Source organism: Evansella clarkii, assembly GCF_002019695.1.
Classification (GTDB): Bacteria; Bacillota; Bacilli; order Bacillales; family Salisediminibacteriaceae; genus Evansella; species Evansella clarkii.
Window position 1 is genome coordinate 3683426 of record NZ_KV917376.1, and the last position, 19800, is coordinate 3703225.

Here is a 19800-nt window from a genome sequence, read left to right on the forward strand (position 1 = left end):
ACAGCATCCCTCTTTATTGATAAAAATATCATTATTTTATAATTATTCTAACAATTATTGGTAAATTTTTAAAGTGATATGAAAAAACAGCATATTTGTGGCTTCCTGGACCTTTAAATGCTCTCCCTTTTAGTATAAATTTACTCCCAGTACACTGATACAAAAAAAGAGCTGCAATATCGCAACTCATAATTTAAATAACCCCCTCCCCTATTACCTATACTATGATAGACTGCTCAAGTGTTCATGAATTAACTTCCATTCATTATTGTCCATCTTGATAAATATGTTTGTTGCCCTTCCAGTACCTGACACAAATTTACCGTTATGGTATCCCTCATAATGGTATAAGTAAATACATGTTGCAGAATTTTCGTCAGTTGAAACCCAACGAATGTCATCAGCTGTATAAACCTCATCTTTAATAAGTTCCCAGGTATTTTCAAAGTATTTCTGAATTTCACTTATATTGTTACAGGTTTTATTAGTAAACCAATAAATCGCTTTCTCATGAAGCAACTTCTTTACGTTATTAAAGTCATGTGTATTAGTAGCTTCTATATATTTTTCAAATGCTTCCTCATAATTCATTGTAAATACTCCTTCGCCCTTTAACTTTTATTATCATCCTGCTTAATTAACCACCCTGTAACTGCCAGGTTCCATAATTAGCTAAGCTGCTATATATTTTTTAAAAAGAAGTCTTTAGTATCTTGGTGACTAAGTATTTCGAGTACCTTTTCTTTTTCAATGAATTTAATATCACTTATTTCATTATCAATTGGGGTAAGCATCTCAGTGTTACCTAAGAATTCTACAAGGTACATGGTTGTTTCTTGTTTCTCATATGAGGTTTCTGTCTTAATTGCCGCAGGAAAACTAAAGCAGATTTTTTCTTCAAATTGTTTTATTATTCTATATTCATTGGATCCTGTTTCTTCTTGTAATTCACGTAATATTGAAGATTTTAAATCTTTGTCTCCTTCCTCCACACCACCTTTGATAAAATCCCATTCTCCTTTTATACTTTGTTTACCTTTTTTGGTGTTGATCATTGTTTTATGTACTATTAAAAATTTATTATTCTTTATAACAATTGCACCAACGGCTTTTCTAATCATCCTTACCCCTGCTCCTTTTGACTCACCAGTTCCACTACGTTTTATGAGTATAATCACTGTACCGAGAGGATATTCAACTCTCTATCTCCGTTATTTTAAAAATTAGTTTCATTAGTCAGAAATAATGAATACATTTTCTGCCACCTGACTCTGGTCATTAGTATTTAGATTTTCGACCAATTCAAAGGATAATACGGCCATACCCCTTTTCTTCTTTATACCAATTGACGATTCCTTGTCGTCACATATTTATTCAATCACCTGATAATATTATCGACATCCTCCGAGTTCTTACATCTACAAGATACTCGTTACACGAACTTAATATGAAAAAAGATTAACAGTTATTTTACTTCTAAATCTGCTTCTCCTTTATCATTATCGCACTCTCGATAAAATCTTGCTTTATTGGGTTTTAATATAGAAATTGAAAAAATAATAGATGATAGCAGCATGATTATGGCCAAAGTCACTATTGTAAGTCGCAGGGAAACAATGTCTGCTATTACTCCAATACCTAAAATAAATACTACCTGGACAGCACTTTGGATTAGCTGGTAAATGCTTGTAACTCTCCCCATTACAGCAAGAGGAACATTGTTTTGATAGAAAGTCATAATTCCTGCATTTAAAAAAACATTAAAGAACCCTAATATGATAAAACCAACAACTATGGAGGCAAATGACCAGGAAAACGCATAGATAACATAGCCAATTGTCATCATGATTAAACCGATAGTGATCATATATCTTAATGAAAGCCTATTTGAATAAAAAGACAATAATAAAGCTCCAACTACTGAACCAATGCCAGTTATACTAATTAATAAACTATAATCGAATTCGGATAAACCGATCACTTGTTGTGTAAATACGACTTCCTGAGCGTCCATCGCAAAAGAAAAAATCATTATCATAATAAAACCCAAATAAATAAAAGTTACATATTTATTGTTCCTCATGAACTTTTGTACGACCGTGAAGTCGCTTATAATCTGTGGAAGGTTTAATGTTGGAATAGTCTCTTTATCAATATCTTCTTTTTCAGGCAGAAACAATAACAATATGGCAGCAGTGAGGAAAGATATTGCATTAATCAATAGTGTAACTTCAACTGAAGTTGATAAGATTAACGCTCCGCCAATAGCTGGCCCGATGATAAAAGCACCAGAATCCACTAATGATCTAATAGAGTTGAAGCGTTTCCTTTTTTCAGCAGGCACGAGAATGGTGACATAAGTCATTGATGCTGGATTGTAAAAGGCTTTACCGACACTTAAAACCACAAGAATACCATAGATCACCAACATATTAGGTGCAAATGGAATAAAACAGATGAACAATGCACGGAGTATGAATGTTGCCCCCATGACTTTTCGTTTACTTCTATAATCAATGAAACTCCCCGTCCAAAACTTTGTGAAAATATTTGTTATTGGTCCAATAATCCAAAGTCCCGCAACTGCTGCCGCAGAACCAGTATGTTGATATACCAGGATATTTATAGCCACTAAGTGAATGAAATCTCCAATATTTGATATTCCAATCGTTGTCAGCAATATTGCATAATGTTTCCTTCTCATGAGATTTTTTATTATGCACAACCCCTTATAACACTAATAGAAAAAACGCAGTTTTACTTAATACATTCAATAATCACAGGTATTCTTCCTCCTTTTAGACTATCCTTCTCTTCTTCCATAAAAATTTTTGCTAATTTAAAGAGAAAATAGGGAGACTTCAACAATGAACATTACAAGAAAAAAGGAGAATAAAAGAAGAAATAAAATCCATATTAATAGTTTTTGATTCATAAAACTACATATTCTCACCAAAAGAGCCCTGATAGTTTATCACCCGGTTAGTCCAACTAATTATAATTTTTATGTTTTTAAAAGCAATTGCTTCATACTTTTAACTATCCCCATATGGAGATTTTCATGATTCATATGAAAAACAACCATGTCACCTAGTGTTCTCATACCTAAAAAAGACTCAGTAAGTGGTTCATCAAGGTGTCCTTTGCAAGCTTGTTCAATAATTTTGGGTTGTTCTTCAAGTAGTGTGATTATCTCATTCATTGATGGAGGTTGTTCTGACCAATTTTCTGGTTTACTCCCACTAGGAAATAGCAAGTGGTAATATAGAGGTAGTTGTCTCCCCTTGTTGACAGATGAAAACATTGTGTTATCCCATCCCACTAAGATATGACCAGCATTCCAGCGTATGCTATTATTATGTCCCTGTGGAATTCGGTCTGAAAGTTCTTCAGGAATTGTTCGTAGAAACTCCACAGTCCAATGACGCCACAACTTCATCTGTTCAAATAATTGTTCTTCTCTCATCATCCTGCTCCCCCTTGATTCCTTTTTATCTAATCAACAATATACCAATGTGAAAAAATATCACTACAAATACAACTTCTGATTGTAAATAACTCAAAGGATAAATTACCGAACTAGTTAAAATACCTAACCCAAAAGCACCTCTACTATAACCAACAACATTTCTATTCATTTAGTTTCCACCCTTAATATAGCGAATTAGGTTTCTCTATAATTTACTCTTTATGCATGTCCATTTTTTAGTATTCTCAGCGTTTGCTGAACACCAGCAGCGTTAGTTTCTTTTACTGCTATCGCTATCCCTATATCCCGATATTTAGCAGAGCGAGACGCTAATTTACCATTATAAGTTACCACCTGGGCTCAGTTCGTTAACCTCATAGTTAGTTAACTTAGCATTTTCAAGTACACAAAAATGATTATACTTCAATTCATTGTTTAAAATTATTGGTAAGGTATGAGGTAATATTTCTCCCACACCGAAATTTTTGTCTTCTAATAGCCAAGAGACTTTCTTCCAATCGAGAATTCCTTCATCTACTTTTCTAGGAGTTTCATATTTGAATTTTTCATCCACATTAACCAAAAATACATACATCCCTCCAGTAAAAGAGCTGTCTACTTCCCATGTAATTATCCCTTTATCAATGATTTCGCAACCGTTAATATCAATATTTGTTTCTTCCATTACTTCCCGAATTACACATTCTAATGGTGTTTCGTTTTCTTCCATTTTTCCACCGACACCATTCCATAATCCTAGTGTTGGTTTATAATCTCTGTTAAGCATTAGAATTTCATCGTCCCTGCGAATAAAGCATAGTGTTTGTTTATACACTTTTATACCTCTTTTCTTTCACTAATATCACCTTGAGTTTAACATGATTTTCCAGTAATTAATTAATAAAAAAAGCTGCATTTGCAGCTTCGCGGATCTTTAACTATTGCTATCCTGTTAGTTCGTTAATACTTAGCAGTTATAATCAGTATTACCAGAATGATCCCTGACATTTCCATACCAGTTTAATGCTTTTGTTTTTATTTCTTTAACAAGACCTTCCTTACCATTTATGTACGTTTCAATATCATAGGGAAATTGCTGCGCTCATCTCTCTTTTAACTCACCATAACTGTTCTTAATTTCTGGATGTCCTTGCAAGTAATCTCGAAAAGCCAGATGTCGTTTTATTTAATAACTTCCAACCTGATAAATATGAATGTGATGGGAGCGATTGTCTCCTCCTTTTTGAAAGTATCTTCGTCCAGGTATTCCGTTCTCACCTTTAGGTTCATATCCAAATTCCTGCATTTTCTTATTGTATTTGTCAACGTTTTTAATGTCTCTAACAACTGGCATTATATCTATTATTGGTTTAGCTTTTAGCCCTCGAACTGATGTACTGCCAATATGATGAATGTCTATAATTTCATTTTCATAAATTAGTTTAAGTTTTTCCGCTTCTTCTGAAAACATTGCAGACCATTCTTCACAATATGAGCACACTTCAACCTTTCTCAATGTTCACACTCCACTCTTCAACTTTTTTCGCCATTTGTGAACCTAGAGCAGCAACGGCGTCTTGTGCTTCATCGTTTCATTTCGAGTATAGACATGATATTTATCTCTATATGATATTAATATGCTTTACTTATAGCTTTTCCATATATGTTTCTATTTTTTCTAAGTCTTTAATATAATAATCAGTTTTTGTAGCTTCAATGTAGTGCGTGTAAAACTCTTTTGCCCCGTTTAAAGTTTCAAATAGAAATTCCTTCTTAGGCAAAAAATAACTATGCCCACTCAATTCAAATTCTACCATTTGATCGTCTGCTGGCTTTAAAGTATATTCAGTATTATTGTCTGCAAAGGGACCTGAAGCAAAATTATTTTTCATGAACTCAACAACGATATCTACTACAGGTCCCCAAAGGTCGTCTAGTCTAGTTAAGAAGTCTTCACCAAGAATCTCATTGCCATTATAAGTGATACTGATATAACCGTATAGAAGTTCCTTATATTTACTTATAATTTTCCTGATCTCTTCCCCATTTCCATTATTAATTTTATAATAAGCCCCTCCTTCTGGGCCGTTTTCTCTTAAAAAAGAGTCGACTTTAACCATGGCTATCCCTCCAAAGTTAGGTTTAGATATCTTTTAGATGCTGTTTTTTCCAAAAATTCCTCTATTTCGCAACTGTGTCTCTGCATTTACCAGGTAAATACCACCGTTCAAACCTTTAGTCTTATACCAAAGACTCTACGTGATATATAATGGTTCTATACAAAAAGAGGAGCGGAATGGTATATGGAGTTCAAGGATTGTACCTGCATAAACTGCAAGATAATCATACCAAGAAAACATATTTTTCGTGCTGTACTGTCAAAAGATACCTAACATGTAAAACTGTAAAATAGTTTACGATATTCACAGGTATTTAGGTGTCTTAACTTTTGTTTTAATATTCGGCACGGTAGCTCTAAGAGAGATTTACGATTGGTGGAACTTGTGGGCAGGGATCGCATACGCCCTCACGTTTCTCTCAGCCGATAAATTCATAAATCCTTTCTTTATAAAACTGACTCCAACAAAAATTAAGAAAAAAGTATAAATTATTCTATTTGCTGTTATAGGTAATACTGGTACACTATCCACGCTTGTTCAAAAAAAAGCACACTGTTACATGAATAAGCAAAAACTATTTTCACTCACCTGGACTATATATTTGGTTATGCCATTGTTGCAAAATATCCGCAATACTATTTCTCAACTCTGAATACGCTTCTTTATGCAACAGTCGGAAATATAATCCTCTCAAGAATGTAATAACATTTGATTTTTTCCAGAAAAAATTCAAACTATACCCTTCTTTTCGTTTTAAATCCTGAAGATTATCTGAGACTTCTATAATCCACTTCTCCAATTCATTATGTGTAATTCCTTTGCCAATAAGAGCTTCCAATACAAATATTAGTCTTTCTTCCTCATCATCCACAAAAGGTGCTTTCGTTGCAGTCTCTTTAAATAAACATAATTTAACTGCTTCGAGACATTTAATAGATAAGTCATTATTGAAATTGGGATGTCTGACTGCCTCTGCTAACAAATCGGCTCCGTGTGCAATACTATGTGCCCAGCCTTTTCCTTCCACATAGCCACGAACATCTTTTTCAAGTTTTAAATACTTAATACTTTCCTCGATTGTCTTTAAAACAATCTCCTCCGGAAGAAATTTTCTTTGCCTGTCTTTTTGCAGGATTAGTCCAATAACCAAAGCGGAAAAAGATCGAGTAAAGACTAAATCACTTTCCATTTCTTCAATGCCCAAAAACAAATTTTTTCGGCAGACTTCGATTATATGTTTCATTTGATAATCAGTTAAATATTCCTCTATAATCAATTTTCCAAAAGTATTAAAAATCAATGTATCTCTCAGCTCAGGGTCAGTTGAGCCTATATTATTCAGCATTCTTTCAATAAGATTATTTAAATCCTCATGTTTTAAAACTGTATCAAAGTCTATTGCTTTTAGTTCTAATTTTAGCATCAATACAATCACCACTCTTTTTATTGATTACAATCCTTATCCCATATATTTTAACATCATTTTCCAAAATCGATTATAAAAAAAGCTGCATATGCAGCTTCCTGGTCTTCAACTATTGCTTCCTGTTTATTTAATTTGAATACTAAACCTGGTTTTATATTTACCATTTTGAATTAAGGGTAATATAGCTCATTAATATGATGAAGAAGAATAGTGTTTCCAGATTATATATAAACGGATTTGGCTTTACTTTTGTAAACAAGCTTACTCGTTTTACTAAACTTGTATTCAGCATTATAAATCAATAATAAAAAAGCATTAGGCTGAATAAAAGCATGAGAATTGCCATTACCATTTCGCCATTAATCCAGAAAGTAACTCCCAGAATTGCTCATATACGTTTGAAAAACACTAAAGGATAAACTATGCAGGCTCTTTCATATTCTTTTCCCATTGCAGGTAAAGGATGTATCCAACTACGTTTAATGTTACGACTAATAATCCCCCTCCAAACTTTAAATTGTTTCTTTGATAAAGGGTAGTAAGCCCCCAAAAAGCAAATAAAATCCAGTAGACTACAATACCGATCAATATTACTACACTAGATAAAGGTGAATTAATAATAGTTTCTCTTACTACATGTGAATTCCCCTCGGTAACGGTTGTCGTTCCAATTTCCGTAAACGCAGTATTCTCTAATAACTCTTTATTTTCGTAGAGATACTTGGGGTCTTTATTGTCGGTATAGGACATAACTAAATCCCGATCGAATGAGCCGACCTCTAACTCATTTATATAATAGTACCTGTATGCAGTGGTGTATTGAGTTTCAGCCAGCATTGAATCAATTACTTCCTTTTGTTCATCCGTAATGGTTTCTTGATCTGCTATGATGGACATGACATCTGCGTGAATTTCTGCATCCGCCTCTTTTGCCGAATTGCCAGCTAATGCGATAACTTCACTCAAAACGAAGGCTATTATTAGAGCAGCAATACCAACAACCAAAACTATTTTTGAGAAGGATTTTTGAGTATTATAAAACTTTCCCGCGACAGAGCCTTTTACATTTTCCTCTCCGAACCTTTCTATAGCTATTTGCACTGCCTCTTTTTCTAATTTCCCTTCACTTTTTAATTCTTCTATATCTTTCATTAAATGATTTCTCGTCTCGTCTTTAAGTTCTTCAATCTCCTCTTTATCACCCATAGCTTGTTTATAGATAGAATTTATGTATTCATCAACTTTCTTCATACTAGTTTCTCCCTTCCAGAAAGACTCTATAAAAACCTCCATTCAACTTGCTTAACGTCATTTCTTTCCAACATCAGTGATTTTATAGTGTTTCTATCTACCGCCAGGTCCTTTTGTCTGCACGCCAATAAGACTCAACTTTATTTTAACATTATTTAACAATTAATTGGTGCAAAAAAAGAGCTGCAACAATGCAACTCGTGATTTTACTATCGCTCCCGTAGTATGAGTGAACCATTTTCACAGACATCTTTAGATATTAAATAGGTTTAGGAATAACAACCGCATTGCAAGCCTTCTCATAAAATTCAAGAGGGCCCGCTTCTCCAATGACAGCATATTCATATCCTATTTCTTTCATTTCATTTAAACACATATGAAGCAGGGTGTATCCTATACCCTGTACCCTTTTTGAATGTGTAGTTCCCATTGGACCGAATAACCCCTTTTTATTTCTAACAACATCAAAACAAGCAAAACCCAGGATTGTTTTATCGTCTAAAGCAATAAAAATAGGGATCCTATCTTTTAAAAATCCGTTATCAATAGAATCTAACCATCCATAACCAAATTCTTTTTTTATAAATTTTTTTAAAGAAATAGCATCATTTTGCTCAGCTTTTCTAAAAGTTATATTATTTGTTCGAATATCTGGTAACGAATAACTCCTTAATGAAACAATCATATCTCTCGGAGAAGCTACGATTTTCAGAATACGAGAACCATCAAGGCCATCAATTATCGACTTTGTTGAGTAGTCTTCGCTGCTAAAAATTGCCTCAACTATATGTCCTTCATTTAAATAAATCTGTTTATACCGTTTCATTAGATTACTTGCATTCTCCATCACCTGTTTAGTGGAAATGGCAATATTTCTTGTAAAAGGTTCATAACTTACCCCTTTGTCATTAGTAAGTTTTATATCTTTAGCTCGCTCATTTAATATATCCCAAAGATTAGGGAAGTTATTATTTAGCTCTGTACACACACTTGTCCTTTCCAACAAAATACCTAAAAGTAAATGAACAGGATGTACAACTTTATTTGTCTTTTCAGCTTCTTTATCTGCATTTTTAATTATTCTTAGAGTACGTTCCGTTAATTTCATGAACCTCCTCCCTTTTCAAAGTAATTTTATTGACTGACGGGAATCTTATAAAATAAGTTCTTTTTAGGATCGCCAAGTCGACTAAACTACCCTTTTGTAGAACAAGAGCAGTGAGGGCTTCTTAAACTTTCGCTTACCAGTTACTTTAAGTGAAAAATATCACAAGTTGCTGATATGCTAGTTATTCTCCAACTTCTAATACAATAAATCCAGATAACATTTACCGTGAAAATATTTAATTTCTAAACCCCGGACTTTTGCTGTAATAAACTCACGGCCGCACTTTACCATCCTTATGCAAGAAAGTACAGAATCTACGTATCGCTATCTTTTAGGGATTTGTTATAAACGACGGGAGTTTTACACTGCCAATCAATCCATGTTTCTTCCACAGTCACTAGTTCGGTTATAAAATGACTTACATTAATTCTGCTAGTTTTACCCGCATTGAATATTGGACTTCTTACAGGAGAATCGTAAACTTCATAAGGACTTTCTTCTTCATGGTTTACTAATGAATCAGGTCGTACAATAGCCCATTCTATTATTTCGTTCTTTTTACCAATTTCGGTTATCAGATGATCTGCAGCCTTGACGTTATCACGATGAGGCGGAAGTAAAAGCTTTAGGACGGAAAAAATGATTTTTTCTCCCATAGAATTTGTCTCACCCGATAAAGGATTTGTATACCCGGTTGTACCCATTAGTATGAGCTTTACTTTTTTGTTAGCATTGTTTTTGACTGTCTCACATATTCTCTTAATTGCATCAAACACTAAATAACGGGGATTACCAAACATTCCTTTTAGGGTAACATTATGACCAAGACACGAAATAATGATAGTGCAATCATTAATAAGGTTATTCATCTCAAAATCATCTAATTCGTTAATATTCCCTTTAATGATTTCCACTAATGGACTTTGATTTATGTGACTAGATAGAACTGCACTATTTCTAATTAAAATCCGAGTATTAATTTGCTTTTTGATTAATTGATCAACCACTAGTTTACCGGTAGCTCCGCTTGCTCCAAGAACTAATACTCTCATTTTCTACCTCCTTTTTCATTAGATATATTTCAGTGGGGATTAAACCCTTTGACTATCAGAAGTATAGCAAGTATAAGCTCACCAAAAGCTAGAGGTGCATTTAGTATAAAGTATACGGGGCTTACCAGTTCTATGAGATTCAACATTATCATCAATGTAGCAAAGAGAGTAAATGTAGAACCTATCATTCCCCATATCGACAACCATCTTGGGATAATTCTAATTTTATATAGGCAATAATAGAGTATTAGGCCACCTATACTCCATGGAAAGATCATTCCTATATGATTCAGAATGTCTCTGCCTTGTCTTAGCAATTCACCAGATACATGAAAATACGATAAGTTAACCTCACTGGTAATTACATAACTCTGACTCAGCCATAATAAAAGAAGAAGTGGGACAATACCAGCAAAGAGAAATCCCGAACCAATTATCCTTAAACTTAAGTATCCTGTCGCTAGATTTTCATTGTATCTTTTAATTATCGGATAGAATAACACTGCGATACTAACATATACTACTGACATTGCCCCTTGAAAAAAAGTTGCAATCAGTACTTGCATATTGATTTCTGACAATTTCGTTAGATAATCTGGATACTCTAACGCTGGAACAGAACTAAGAATTCCAAATACAAAAGTCAATCCTAACATTAATCCTAAAATTCTAGCTGTTCTTCTGTCTGAATTAATGATTATTCACTCCTTCTTTAAATGAAAAAAATTGTCCCTTAAATTATATTTCTCATGGTTTCTCAGTATTCTGATTCTTTAGCTTAATTACTTCTATAAAAATAGCATTTCCCCTACTTGAAGAAATGCTTACCCGTTTGTTTAATAAGGAAAATAATGATTAAAAAACAATTTCAAGCGATTTCAATATATCATCCTGTACCTGTTTAGCATCATCTTTTATATAATCCTTTTCCCAGGTAGCTATTTGGAAGTTGTTCAGCTACAGAAACACTGTCTGCCTGACTTCCGCAACCGGTAATAACAAATGAACTCAAAATAAAATGATATGAAAAGACCAGTTTTCATAATGTTAACTCCATCTCCTTTTTGATAATAAAATTTTACACTTAAAAACCTAATTTTTGTTCAGACTGCTTAACCTTAAACGACTGCCAAACGTTTTAATCTTATTTAAGAATCCTCAATTATCTTAACATCTTTTTCCAATTACAGGTGTGAAAAAAGAGTTGTAACAATGCAACTCGCTAATTCCACTAATACTTCCGTAAGTTCAATATCTAATTTCTGCTTTGTTCAAAAATGTCTATATTTAATGTCTTCAACACTTCAATAGCTTCTGTTACTGGTAATTTAGACAAATTAAATTCTTCTGATAATACTGCTCTAATTTCCTCTGGTGATGATAAAGTTTTAACGTTTGTTTCACCATTTGAATAACGTACACCGAACTTATTATTTACTAAAGAAACACTTCTATTTTTACGGGTCTGATATAACTGGCACCTTAAAATAGTCATAAATGGTGCGTTAGGTTTATTAGATTTTTCTATTACATCATTAAAATCACTAACTTTAGCTTCTCTTCGAGAATTAAAGTGCCATGTTTTTCCACTTTGTTTACCATTAGTGTAGCGAACATATTTATACCTATTTCTTTGTGGTTCTTCTGGTAATATATACACTTCATCTTTTCCAAAAGGAGAGATATTTTCAAAATTATTCTCAAAACGTACTGGCTTAAAAAAGGGAGCAGCAGCACCACAATCAACATAAAAACGTTCATTTTCAATTTTAACTATAATGCCCATATGTTCATCTCCAAGCATTACATGGTAACAGTCAAACCCTATCTCCCTTAATAAAATCATCAGGTTAGAATTTAAGGTATAGCAAGTCCCTCCATAATTGTACCGGCTAAAATTCTTAGTAAATATTTCAAATGAGGGTAAAGCAAAATTACTATAATTATTATCTCTAAAATATAATAATTTGCTGATATTCTCGAAGGGAAAAGTATTTAGTTGGGCATTACAAATTTGTTCTAAATAATTATATGATGGCTTCTCTAAACCTAAATTAAGGCAATCCAAATATTTAGTTGTATTATCAGTTATATTGAACAATCCATTCTACCTCCCAAAAATCTTTTTGTAAATTCTTATTCTAGCTAAACTATTCTCCCTCCCCGTTTGTGGAACAATGAAAGCGTCAGTTTCTTGTGTTATCGCACCTAACAATTGAATAAGGAAATATTTATTATTATATAAGTTCAAATGATTTAAGTGTTTTATATCTATCTACTGCAAGTAATCCTTTCCAGTATCTTTTAGCGACTGCAAATTCTTCTGGATAACTTCCCCAATTCCATGAAATGTCCCAAGTGCCTTCATCAGATAATTTCTCTACATAAAAAACCAAGTTATGTTCAACTAAATCACCAAATTTTTCACATAGAGGATGATTAGGACTATCAATAAAGTCTAGTGGGAGTGGATTGTATCCCGTTGACCATGCATAAACATCCCTTTCAACACAACGCTCTGCGAGTGACATAATTATATCTGAAACTTCACTCAACAAATATGGAAACTTACTAGTAAATGTTGTTTTGTGCAAGTTTAATACTTTAAGTAACCGTTGATAATTATTTATTTCATGTTTATCCATTTCATCAACATTGAATAAATGATTGAGTGCTTCTTCAATCGCTGACCAGCCTATCTGAGCAGTTTCACTGTGTTTAGGAGACCAATGCACAAGTAATGCAGCTAACTCTGCACTCGGGTTAAACATCCAATTCTCCTGCACCCCTTCTTGCCAATGCCACCACGATGCGTGCGGATATTGATTGTTTTCAGGCAATACAGAGAACCACATTCCTGATTCTTTTTGATAAGTATTTGCCAAATACGTAATCATTGACTTAACTACTTTTTCATCGCTCATAGCCCCTATTTCCATTAAAATTTGTCCAGCTGCCCATGTAGCCATTGGCGATGAATACGGCGACCAAAAATCAGGTTCAATACCAAGCCCGAAGCCTCCATCTTCGTTTTGAAAAGCTGATAAATATTTAATTACCTTGTCACGAGAACCGCCTTCAAAAAGATATTCCCATCTTGCTGCCTCTAACGGTCGAGCATTTCGTTTTATCCACGAACTTGACTTTTTAAACATCTCAGTCGAAATTTTCATTTTGAAAGTTGACCTCCAATCTCTTCAATTCTTTCTATACTGTTTTTCAACTAAAATCCTCTTTCGATAAAATACTTTCATTCACAAATTAATTATTACTAAACTCACCAACCATTAACATGTCTTCACTAATAATTAATTTAATAATGTCTGCATTTTTTTCAAATACATGTAATTGCCCAATACTTTTATTATCAAGTTGGTTCCATCCCCATCTCTCAATCTCTGCAAAATATTTTTCTGGAATAAATTCGTTTTCAACACTTCCGATACCTACGAAACGATAATAAATATAATTCTTTTTGATTTGTTCTTCATGGGTTTCAAAGTATATTCCTGTTACCCGTTCAGCTTTTTCAGGTATTGGAAAATCATTATTCAGATCTGACCCTTTAAAAGAATTAATTTCGATATCATTAGATTCATTCCCATTGCAAGCTAGTAAGGATAATATTAAACAGAAGAACAAGTTAACTCTTTTATTAGTCACTATTTTCCACCCTGCCTCAAATATATTACGTTAGCGGGATAAGAATTACCCGGAATATTGCAGAATCATCTGGTATATTGCTATGCAAAGTCCTAAAATACTCGCTTTCATTTTAGATGGATGGTTCCGTGAACTGCGGTACAAGTGTAAAAAAACAACGATAAATCCCAAAGGTACCCATAACTCAAAAAGGCCTGTTTTTGTATTTGCAGAAAATATTGGAACAATTGCAGTACTGATCAGAAAGTAGAAAAATACTGTAAAACGGCGTGTCTCCAGTTGTTTACTCCACCTGACTAAAAAGAAAATAATTACTATTGCAATAATTGTAATGTGTAAGGGTGGAAGTGATATTCCAAAAATCCCGAAATCGAAGTGCATGTTATACAGACCTCCTTGTTATGAAATCACGTCTTTTCCGTACATATCAATCCAGATCATCAGTGTGACCCATAAGTTGAATATAATTTTGTTCAAGAAAAGATGCTTTAATAGCTGCCGTTTCTAAACAATACTCCTCGTTAGCCCCACTGGAAACGTTAGTCTGTTCCACTAATGCACCCTTTTTTCTTCATTTTCTTTGAGATATTTATCATATGCTTCTTTAACTTTATCAACCCCTCCTTCTGGTACAATTTGTTTATGAATTTCAATTAATAAAACAAATGACCTGAATATAATTCCTACAAGCACTGCGCCAAATATATAAATTCCGACCGGTCCTAAAAACACTAAAAATCCGGTCAATCCTGCAAATAAAATTGATAATAATAACTTCACACCATCACCCCCTGTTTACAAAATTCCGTTTAGAAGACTATAAAAATATTATTCGATAGTTAAACAAGTATAGTTTCTCCTTGTTGAAGGATCCCCCCTTCAGTTTAACATTATTTCCCAGTACTTAGCTGTAAAAAAAGAGCTGCAACATCGCAACCCGAAATTTTTCTAACGCTTCTATCTGTTGCACAGAACCAGTCAAAGCTTAATTTTGCTATCCCACTCAATTTTTTTAAAAAACTACGAAGATTTCTTTTAAGGTACAGGGAGAAACTTAGTAAAATATACTGCAACAAAAAATAATGCTAAGTTAATCCACCATAAATACCCTCCTCCTCATATTAATAAATTTGATAAGTGATCTATAATCAAAAATTATGTTTTTGTATTCTACCTGTTTGTTGAATAAAAATATCATCATTATATAGTGCTAACCCTCTCGTTTGTTTAGGACAAACGGTTTTACTCTTCGGATTCGCCAATTATTTGAAAGCCGCCCTGGAAAGTAATAATATCTACTTTATTGCCATTTTTCTCAAATGTTTTTAGCCCACCCATTTGGTCAACTTCTTTCCAGCCTTTAAGTTTGATTTGTTGAAGATATAGCCTGTTTATACCTGAAAAGCTATAAGAAATACTCTGGTCAGAGTGAATTTCTTCTACTTTTGCATTTAAAGGGACAGGAAAGTTATTCACATCTGACGGCTTTATTGAAGCGAAGCCGGCACCTATAACTAATAATAACAGCCCAATCATCATTAGAATCAATGTCTTCTTTTTCATTTAATAAGCCTCCTTCTGCGTTTCGAATGAAGAGCATTGATAGCTTACTGAGCTATCGTTTCCATTAGCACAATAAACTTTGAACACGATCCGCTATGTAATTCTTTAAGAATAAAAGTTCATTTTTTTCAAACTTATTATTACCTTTTTCATTCGAATAACAGTCAACTACTTTACTAATAGTAATTCTCAATTCTTGTGGGAAAGTTTTTAAACCCCAGTTACCAGCTTCTTGCTTTGATGGGATGACTCCATGCTTTAAATACCAATACACCCTGATCAAATTTAACGAACAATAAATTGGGTGTGCTTCAATATTTTCTATACAATCCTGAAAATCACCCATTATCGAAGAAATATAATCTGACCGTGGAACTGAAGGGAAAATTTCATCAATTGGTACACCTTCTACACATATACCTCTGTGATTAATAATGGTTATATGAGCTGCTAAATCTGTATCATGGTTGATATCTCCATTTATATACTTAGATGCACCCCTTATCAAATCATCTTCATACCGTTCTCTCCAGAACTCGCTGTAATGAAAGTCAAACGGGCAAGGGTACTGCCAGCTTTTTAACTGATCTCTAGTTAGGAAACTTATTTCAACTGGAAATGGAGAATTAGAACAATTTAAAAGGAACTGCGCTAACTTCCTCTTCGTCTCGACTGTTACAGAATTCTTCGTGACAACCAAAACATCAATATCACTGCTTTTTGGGTTAAATCCCCCCATTGCTAAAGAACCGTGTAAATAGAAACCTAAGAAGTCGTTATTTATGATTTCCGTAATCCCTTTTTTCATATTTAAGGTAAAATCTTTTAAATCAGAAGGACACGTTCTCCAATGATACCCCATTTTATAACTCCTCCTAATCTATTGAGTCTCCTTCAGTTTAACATTTTTTCCAGTTTTTGATTGTAAAACAAAAGAGCTGCAGCATTGCAACTCACGAGTTCGCTATCTTACCCTGTATTTCAATTGTCTCTTACTTTATAGCTATATGAATTTCAATTTCTCCATTAGGATAGTATTTTTCAAAATCAAAGGAGTAAGCTCTATTTAATATACCTGCTTCTTCTTGCTCCCATATACTGTTCCAGGTATTGAAGATTCCTTGTTCGGTTGTATCCACTTTAAAAATACGATATGGGTCGTTTGATGGTATTTCTATAAAAGATTCCCCGTTAGAATCTTCAACAGAGATACTTAATGTATAATCACCTTTATAGTCGCTTTGATACTCATGATATACACCGTAAATACTTTCATGTTTAGGTAAACGCTCAGAAGCCTCTTTCCACATCCCAGTGATTTTTTGCATGACATGTTCATCATTAAAATTATTGGTTCTTATACTTTTTACAATTGATAACTTCATTACTTTCACCCCCTCAATATAGCTTCATCTTATATTTCAATATTGCTATTTAGATTTCCTTCTGCGTGTGGCAAACTTCTAGTTAAATCATCGCTTATATATAACCCAACAATTATCCAGGAAAATTATATTTTCATATGAATTAGTGAATTATACCTTATGAGGTGATTGTATGGACAAGGAAGAGTTAAAGCTTATTTCTGCTGAGGTAGGAACTTTGTGGGCTGAGTACGTCAATGGGACAGCTGTTCATATTGTAAGCAAATACATGCTGTCCATAATAGAAGATGAAAAGGTAAGAACTATTGTTGAAGAAGCGGTAAATATATGGAAAACAAAAGCAGCAGATAGCTGTGTTTCTTGAGAAGGACGGATTTCCCGAACCCATAGGCTTTACTGATGCAGACCTAAATAAAGAGACAGTAAGATTGTTTTCTGACGTATTCTGCTTGCACTATTTACATGTGATGACACTCCATGGCTTGCTGGGGCACATCACATCGCTCAGTGCCTCTGTCAGAAAAGATTTAAGAAGCTTTTATGACTCATGCGATAATGAAGCCAAGAAAATGTACCATCAAACTATTGAACTATTGTTAGAAAAAGACCACTTTCAAAGAGACCCATATTTTTATCCTGAATCCGCTCCTGAATTTGTTACAGGCCAGCAGTTTTTAGATGGTTTCTTCGGCGAAAACCCCCGTTAGCCGCAACTGAAATTATCAGCCTTTCATTTAATTTGAAAAAGGAGATCCTGGAAAAAACTCTTTCTATTGGTTTTAGCCAAGTTGCTCAATCTGAAGAAGTAAGAAAGTTTCTGGAAACATCACATAAAACAGCTGATAATCAAATCCAGACGCTTAGTAATATACTAAAAAAAGACAATTTGCCTGTCACAATGTCCTGGGAATCGGAAATCTCAACCTCTCAGGAGTCTCCTTTTTCAGATAAATTAATGCTGTATCACATGGGTTTCCTGCTGCAAACCGCACAAGCCTACCATGGAACTGGACTTGCCACTGCAATTCGGACCGACCTTGCGGTAACTTATAAGAAGATTATATTGAAAAACATCATGGTAACAAAAGAATGGTTCAATTTAATGACGGAATTCAAGTGGCTGGAAGAGCCGCCGCTTGCTCCAAACAGAAAAAAACTGGCTCAGGATAAATAATTAACGAATCAGCACCTTCTTTTAATGGAAGGTGTTTTATTCTGACCAAAAAAAAGATAAGCCCCCAAAATGAGTTCGCGGCTCAAAATGGGGTAACTAATCTTCTGATCCCTGCGCCATTCCCCTATAAAGGGATCTAAGCTGTTGCGGCAGTTAGTATAGCAGTCCTCTATCCAATGCCTTAAATAAATTTAAAGTTTCAAATATTTTAGTCGCTGTTTCATCTGCTCGACATTTACTTTATGTTTAAATTCCGGTACCATTGCGCGGCAGGTTCCACTTCTTCCGCCTTGTATTTTATAATTCGATCGACAACCCTGTACATAAGTGGCTGGCTTTACCCTCCGTATAAAAGAAGGGAATAATACGGCTTGAAGCGTTAATATAAAATCCACGGAAAGCCAGTCAGTCTATCCAACTTCATCAAGAAGAACGCCTGATAATTGTCGCAGGTGAAATTCTGAAATAATTTAATTAATTATACCATGCTGTATAACTTCAACTGTGACTGTTGGGTTAAACTCTATTTTTGAATAGTCTTTTTCCCAGTCTAAATACTTCCATCTTTCTGGATATAGTGCAATTAATTCTCTTCCTATGCCAAAACCATCACAATTGGCATCTTGCATCTTTTTAATTACCGTGTGAGCTTTTTCAGTCAATAGCTCTGATAATTTATTATTTAATTTAAGAACTTCTTCTCTTGTTGTTAGTTGATCATGTGGATAATCATTGACTTCTGCCTTAATAACTAAAGAAATATCTACCTTTACTTGATTATCTTCAGATACCTGAATTTTTCTATTTACTTTAGAGTGCTCGAGGTTAAATGTAATAAAATTTTTTATCTCCTGTTTTTCGTGGTCAGAAACTTTCAGGGTTAAGCTTCCATCTCTAGATTTCTTATTATCCATTAGTAAAAACAATGTAGACTCAGATGTATCAAGGGTTCCTGTAAACTCTTGATTATTAAACATAGCTACACCCTGTACTTTTAGTTCATCATTTTTAGCTGTTAAATATGGAACCATAAAATCTTGACCTGGGTCAAACATAATTGGACAGATAGTTTGGAGGTTAAGATTTGGTACGATTGTAGATTCTTCTGCACTTAACAACAAATCTAAAATATACTCTGATGGTTTTTGACTATGTATTATTGGTACCCTCATTGCATCTTTTGCTGTACCTTCAACTACTACTAATTTAGCACTTATTGAACTTCTTGGATCTCTGTAGTAGAGGTCCAATATTGGATAAATGGGTTGTGCAGCTAACTCACTCCCAAGAATCATCACTCTAAGCTTAGATGGATCAATAACTTCTCCCACTTTTCTATCTAAGGCATTCCTAACTTGATTAGGAGTCGATCCGGATTCAGAAAAAAATTGTGCTTTATCTTCAACTTTTTCCTTTGAAATTTTAGGTGAACTAATGGTACCTAATAATTTCCCATCCTCTGTATAATCAAACCCTGCTGCCATTAATAATGTGGTCTCCTTCAGTAAACGTTGATCCCAGCAACCGCATAAGAAAAAAAGAACTATTACAATGAGAAAACACTTTACTGAAAATGCTTGTCCTTTCAT

20 protein-coding genes and 2 pseudogenes are annotated in these 19800 nt (G+C 33.8%); 1 reads left to right on the forward strand and 21 read right to left on the reverse strand.

All coding sequences use genetic code 11. The features are described 5' to 3' along the window. Positions 1-222 precede the first annotated feature (222 nt). The 20 genes and pseudogenes from BK582_RS17245 to BK582_RS17340 all read right to left on the reverse strand — a co-directional run bounded on the left by BK582_RS17245 (position 223) and on the right by BK582_RS17340 (position 17037). Complete coding sequence (locus BK582_RS17245; protein ID WP_078596230.1) at positions 223-591, reverse strand: YybH family protein; 369 nt, start codon at positions 589-591, stop codon at positions 223-225. 89 nt (positions 592-680) lie between these two features. Further along, a complete protein-coding gene (locus BK582_RS17250) occupies positions 681-1121 on the reverse strand; it encodes an NUDIX domain-containing protein (RefSeq protein WP_078596231.1) in 441 nt (146 codons plus the stop codon). A gap of 344 nt (positions 1122-1465) precedes the next feature. Next, positions 1466-2704, reverse strand: a complete 1239-nt coding sequence (locus BK582_RS17255; RefSeq protein ID WP_078596232.1) for an MFS transporter — start codon at positions 2702-2704, stop codon at positions 1466-1468. 300 nt (positions 2705-3004) lie between these two features. Further along, complete coding sequence (locus tag BK582_RS17260) at positions 3005-3469, reverse strand: DinB family protein (RefSeq protein ID WP_244895416.1); 465 nt, start codon at positions 3467-3469, stop codon at positions 3005-3007. Between the two features lie 340 nt (positions 3470-3809). Then, positions 3810-4304, reverse strand: coding sequence for an NUDIX hydrolase (locus tag BK582_RS17265; protein WP_078596233.1), 495 nt, complete (start codon positions 4302-4304; stop codon positions 3810-3812). A gap of 132 nt (positions 4305-4436) precedes the next feature. Further along, positions 4437-4985 (reverse strand): annotated as a pseudogene (locus BK582_RS17270) (GrpB family protein). Positions 4986-5115: 130 nt separating this feature from the next. Further along, positions 5116-5589, reverse strand: coding sequence for a hypothetical protein (locus BK582_RS17275; RefSeq protein ID WP_078596234.1), 474 nt, complete (start codon positions 5587-5589; stop codon positions 5116-5118). 580 nt (positions 5590-6169) lie between these two features. Continuing rightward, on the reverse strand, positions 6170-7012 hold the full coding sequence (locus BK582_RS17280; RefSeq protein WP_078596235.1) for a DUF2785 domain-containing protein: 843 nt from the start codon (positions 7010-7012) through the stop codon (positions 6170-6172). Positions 7013-7435: 423 nt separating this feature from the next. Further along, on the reverse strand, positions 7436-8266 hold the full coding sequence (locus BK582_RS17285) for a permease prefix domain 1-containing protein (RefSeq protein ID WP_078596236.1): 831 nt from the start codon (positions 8264-8266) through the stop codon (positions 7436-7438). 259 nt (positions 8267-8525) lie between these two features. Further along, a complete protein-coding gene (locus BK582_RS17290; protein WP_078596237.1) occupies positions 8526-9374 on the reverse strand; it encodes a GNAT family N-acetyltransferase in 849 nt (282 codons plus the stop codon). A 314-nt stretch (positions 9375-9688) separates the two neighbouring features. After that, positions 9689-10426, reverse strand: a complete 738-nt coding sequence (locus BK582_RS17295; RefSeq protein ID WP_078596238.1) for an SDR family oxidoreductase — start codon at positions 10424-10426, stop codon at positions 9689-9691. 29 nt (positions 10427-10455) lie between these two features. Then, positions 10456-11082 carry a DUF4386 domain-containing protein gene (locus tag BK582_RS17300; RefSeq protein WP_078596239.1) on the reverse strand — a complete coding sequence of 209 codons (627 nt, stop codon included), beginning with the start codon at positions 11080-11082 and terminating at the stop codon, positions 10456-10458. Between the two features lie 599 nt (positions 11083-11681). Continuing rightward, entirely contained in the window at positions 11682-12527 is an 846-nt protein-coding gene (locus tag BK582_RS17305; RefSeq protein WP_078596240.1) for an arylamine N-acetyltransferase, read from the reverse strand. A gap of 136 nt (positions 12528-12663) precedes the next feature. After that, positions 12664-13599 (reverse strand): prenyltransferase/squalene oxidase repeat-containing protein, encoded by a 936-nt coding sequence (locus BK582_RS17310; RefSeq protein ID WP_078596241.1) that lies wholly within the window; start codon positions 13597-13599, stop codon positions 12664-12666. An 88-nt stretch (positions 13600-13687) separates the two neighbouring features. Beyond that, on the reverse strand, positions 13688-14089 hold the full coding sequence (locus tag BK582_RS17315; protein ID WP_078596242.1) for a hypothetical protein: 402 nt from the start codon (positions 14087-14089) through the stop codon (positions 13688-13690). 427 nt (positions 14090-14516) lie between these two features. Continuing rightward, positions 14517-14642: a hypothetical protein gene (locus tag BK582_RS28120; protein WP_276328213.1), complete on the reverse strand. Its 126-nt coding sequence runs from the start codon at positions 14640-14642 to the stop codon at positions 14517-14519. Then, positions 14642-14869 (reverse strand): ATP-dependent Lon protease, encoded by a 228-nt coding sequence (locus tag BK582_RS17325; protein WP_078596244.1) that lies wholly within the window; start codon positions 14867-14869, stop codon positions 14642-14644. Before BK582_RS17325 ends, BK582_RS28120 begins: the two co-directional genes overlap by 1 nt. A 462-nt stretch (positions 14870-15331) precedes the next feature. Continuing rightward, a complete protein-coding gene (locus BK582_RS17330; RefSeq protein ID WP_078596245.1) occupies positions 15332-15652 on the reverse strand; it encodes a hypothetical protein in 321 nt (106 codons plus the stop codon). A gap of 64 nt (positions 15653-15716) precedes the next feature. Continuing rightward, complete coding sequence (locus BK582_RS17335; RefSeq protein WP_078596246.1) at positions 15717-16514, reverse strand: aminoglycoside adenylyltransferase domain-containing protein; 798 nt, start codon at positions 16512-16514, stop codon at positions 15717-15719. Positions 16515-16644: 130 nt separating this feature from the next. Continuing rightward, positions 16645-17037, reverse strand: a complete 393-nt coding sequence (locus BK582_RS17340) for a GyrI-like domain-containing protein (RefSeq protein ID WP_078596247.1) — start codon at positions 17035-17037, stop codon at positions 16645-16647. A gap of 172 nt (positions 17038-17209) precedes the next feature. Between BK582_RS17340 and BK582_RS17345 the strand changes: the two are divergent. Next, positions 17210-18211: pseudogene (locus BK582_RS17345) on the forward strand (DUF3231 family protein). A gap of 470 nt (positions 18212-18681) precedes the next feature. Here the strand turns inward: BK582_RS17345 and BK582_RS17350 are convergent. Further along, a complete protein-coding gene (locus tag BK582_RS17350; protein WP_078596248.1) occupies positions 18682-19800 on the reverse strand; it encodes a Ger(x)C family spore germination protein in 1119 nt (372 codons plus the stop codon).

Bases quoted from the DNA above. Each gene is read 5' to 3' on its own strand.
- BK582_RS17280 (WP_078596235.1), bottom strand. From the start codon at position 7,012: ATGCTAAAATTAGAACTAAAAGCAATAGACTTTGATACAGTTTTAAAA.
- BK582_RS17310 (WP_078596241.1), bottom strand. From the start codon at position 13,599: ATGAAAATTTCGACTGAGATGTTTAAAAAGTCAAGTTCGTGGATAAAA.
- BK582_RS17245 (WP_078596230.1), bottom strand. From the start codon at position 591: ATGAATTATGAGGAAGCATTTGAAAAATATATAGAAGCTACTAATACA.
- BK582_RS17250 (WP_078596231.1), bottom strand. From the start codon at position 1,121: ATGATTAGAAAAGCCGTTGGTGCAATTGTTATAAAGAATAATAAATTT.
- BK582_RS17350 (WP_078596248.1), bottom strand. From the start codon at position 19,800: ATGAAAGGACAAGCATTTTCAGTAAAGTGTTTTCTCATTGTAATAGTT.
- BK582_RS17300 (WP_078596239.1), bottom strand. From the start codon at position 11,082: ATGTTAGGATTGACTTTTGTATTTGGAATTCTTAGTTCTGTTCCAGCG.
- BK582_RS17335 (WP_078596246.1), bottom strand. From the start codon at position 16,514: ATGGGGTATCATTGGAGAACGTGTCCTTCTGATTTAAAAGATTTTACC.
- BK582_RS17275 (WP_078596234.1), bottom strand. From the start codon at position 5,589: ATGGTTAAAGTCGACTCTTTTTTAAGAGAAAACGGCCCAGAAGGAGGG.
- BK582_RS17290 (WP_078596237.1), bottom strand. From the start codon at position 9,374: ATGAAATTAACGGAACGTACTCTAAGAATAATTAAAAATGCAGATAAA.
- BK582_RS17340 (WP_078596247.1), bottom strand. From the start codon at position 17,037: ATGAAGTTATCAATTGTAAAAAGTATAAGAACCAATAATTTTAATGAT.
- BK582_RS17295 (WP_078596238.1), bottom strand. From the start codon at position 10,426: ATGAGAGTATTAGTTCTTGGAGCAAGCGGAGCTACCGGTAAACTAGTG.
- BK582_RS17260 (WP_244895416.1), bottom strand. From the start codon at position 3,469: ATGATGAGAGAAGAACAATTATTTGAACAGATGAAGTTGTGGCGTCAT.
- BK582_RS17285 (WP_078596236.1), bottom strand. From the start codon at position 8,266: ATGAAGAAAGTTGATGAATACATAAATTCTATCTATAAACAAGCTATG.
- BK582_RS17255 (WP_078596232.1), bottom strand. From the start codon at position 2,704: ATGAGAAGGAAACATTATGCAATATTGCTGACAACGATTGGAATATCA.
- BK582_RS17330 (WP_078596245.1), bottom strand. From the start codon at position 15,652: ATGAAAAAGAAGACATTGATTCTAATGATGATTGGGCTGTTATTATTA.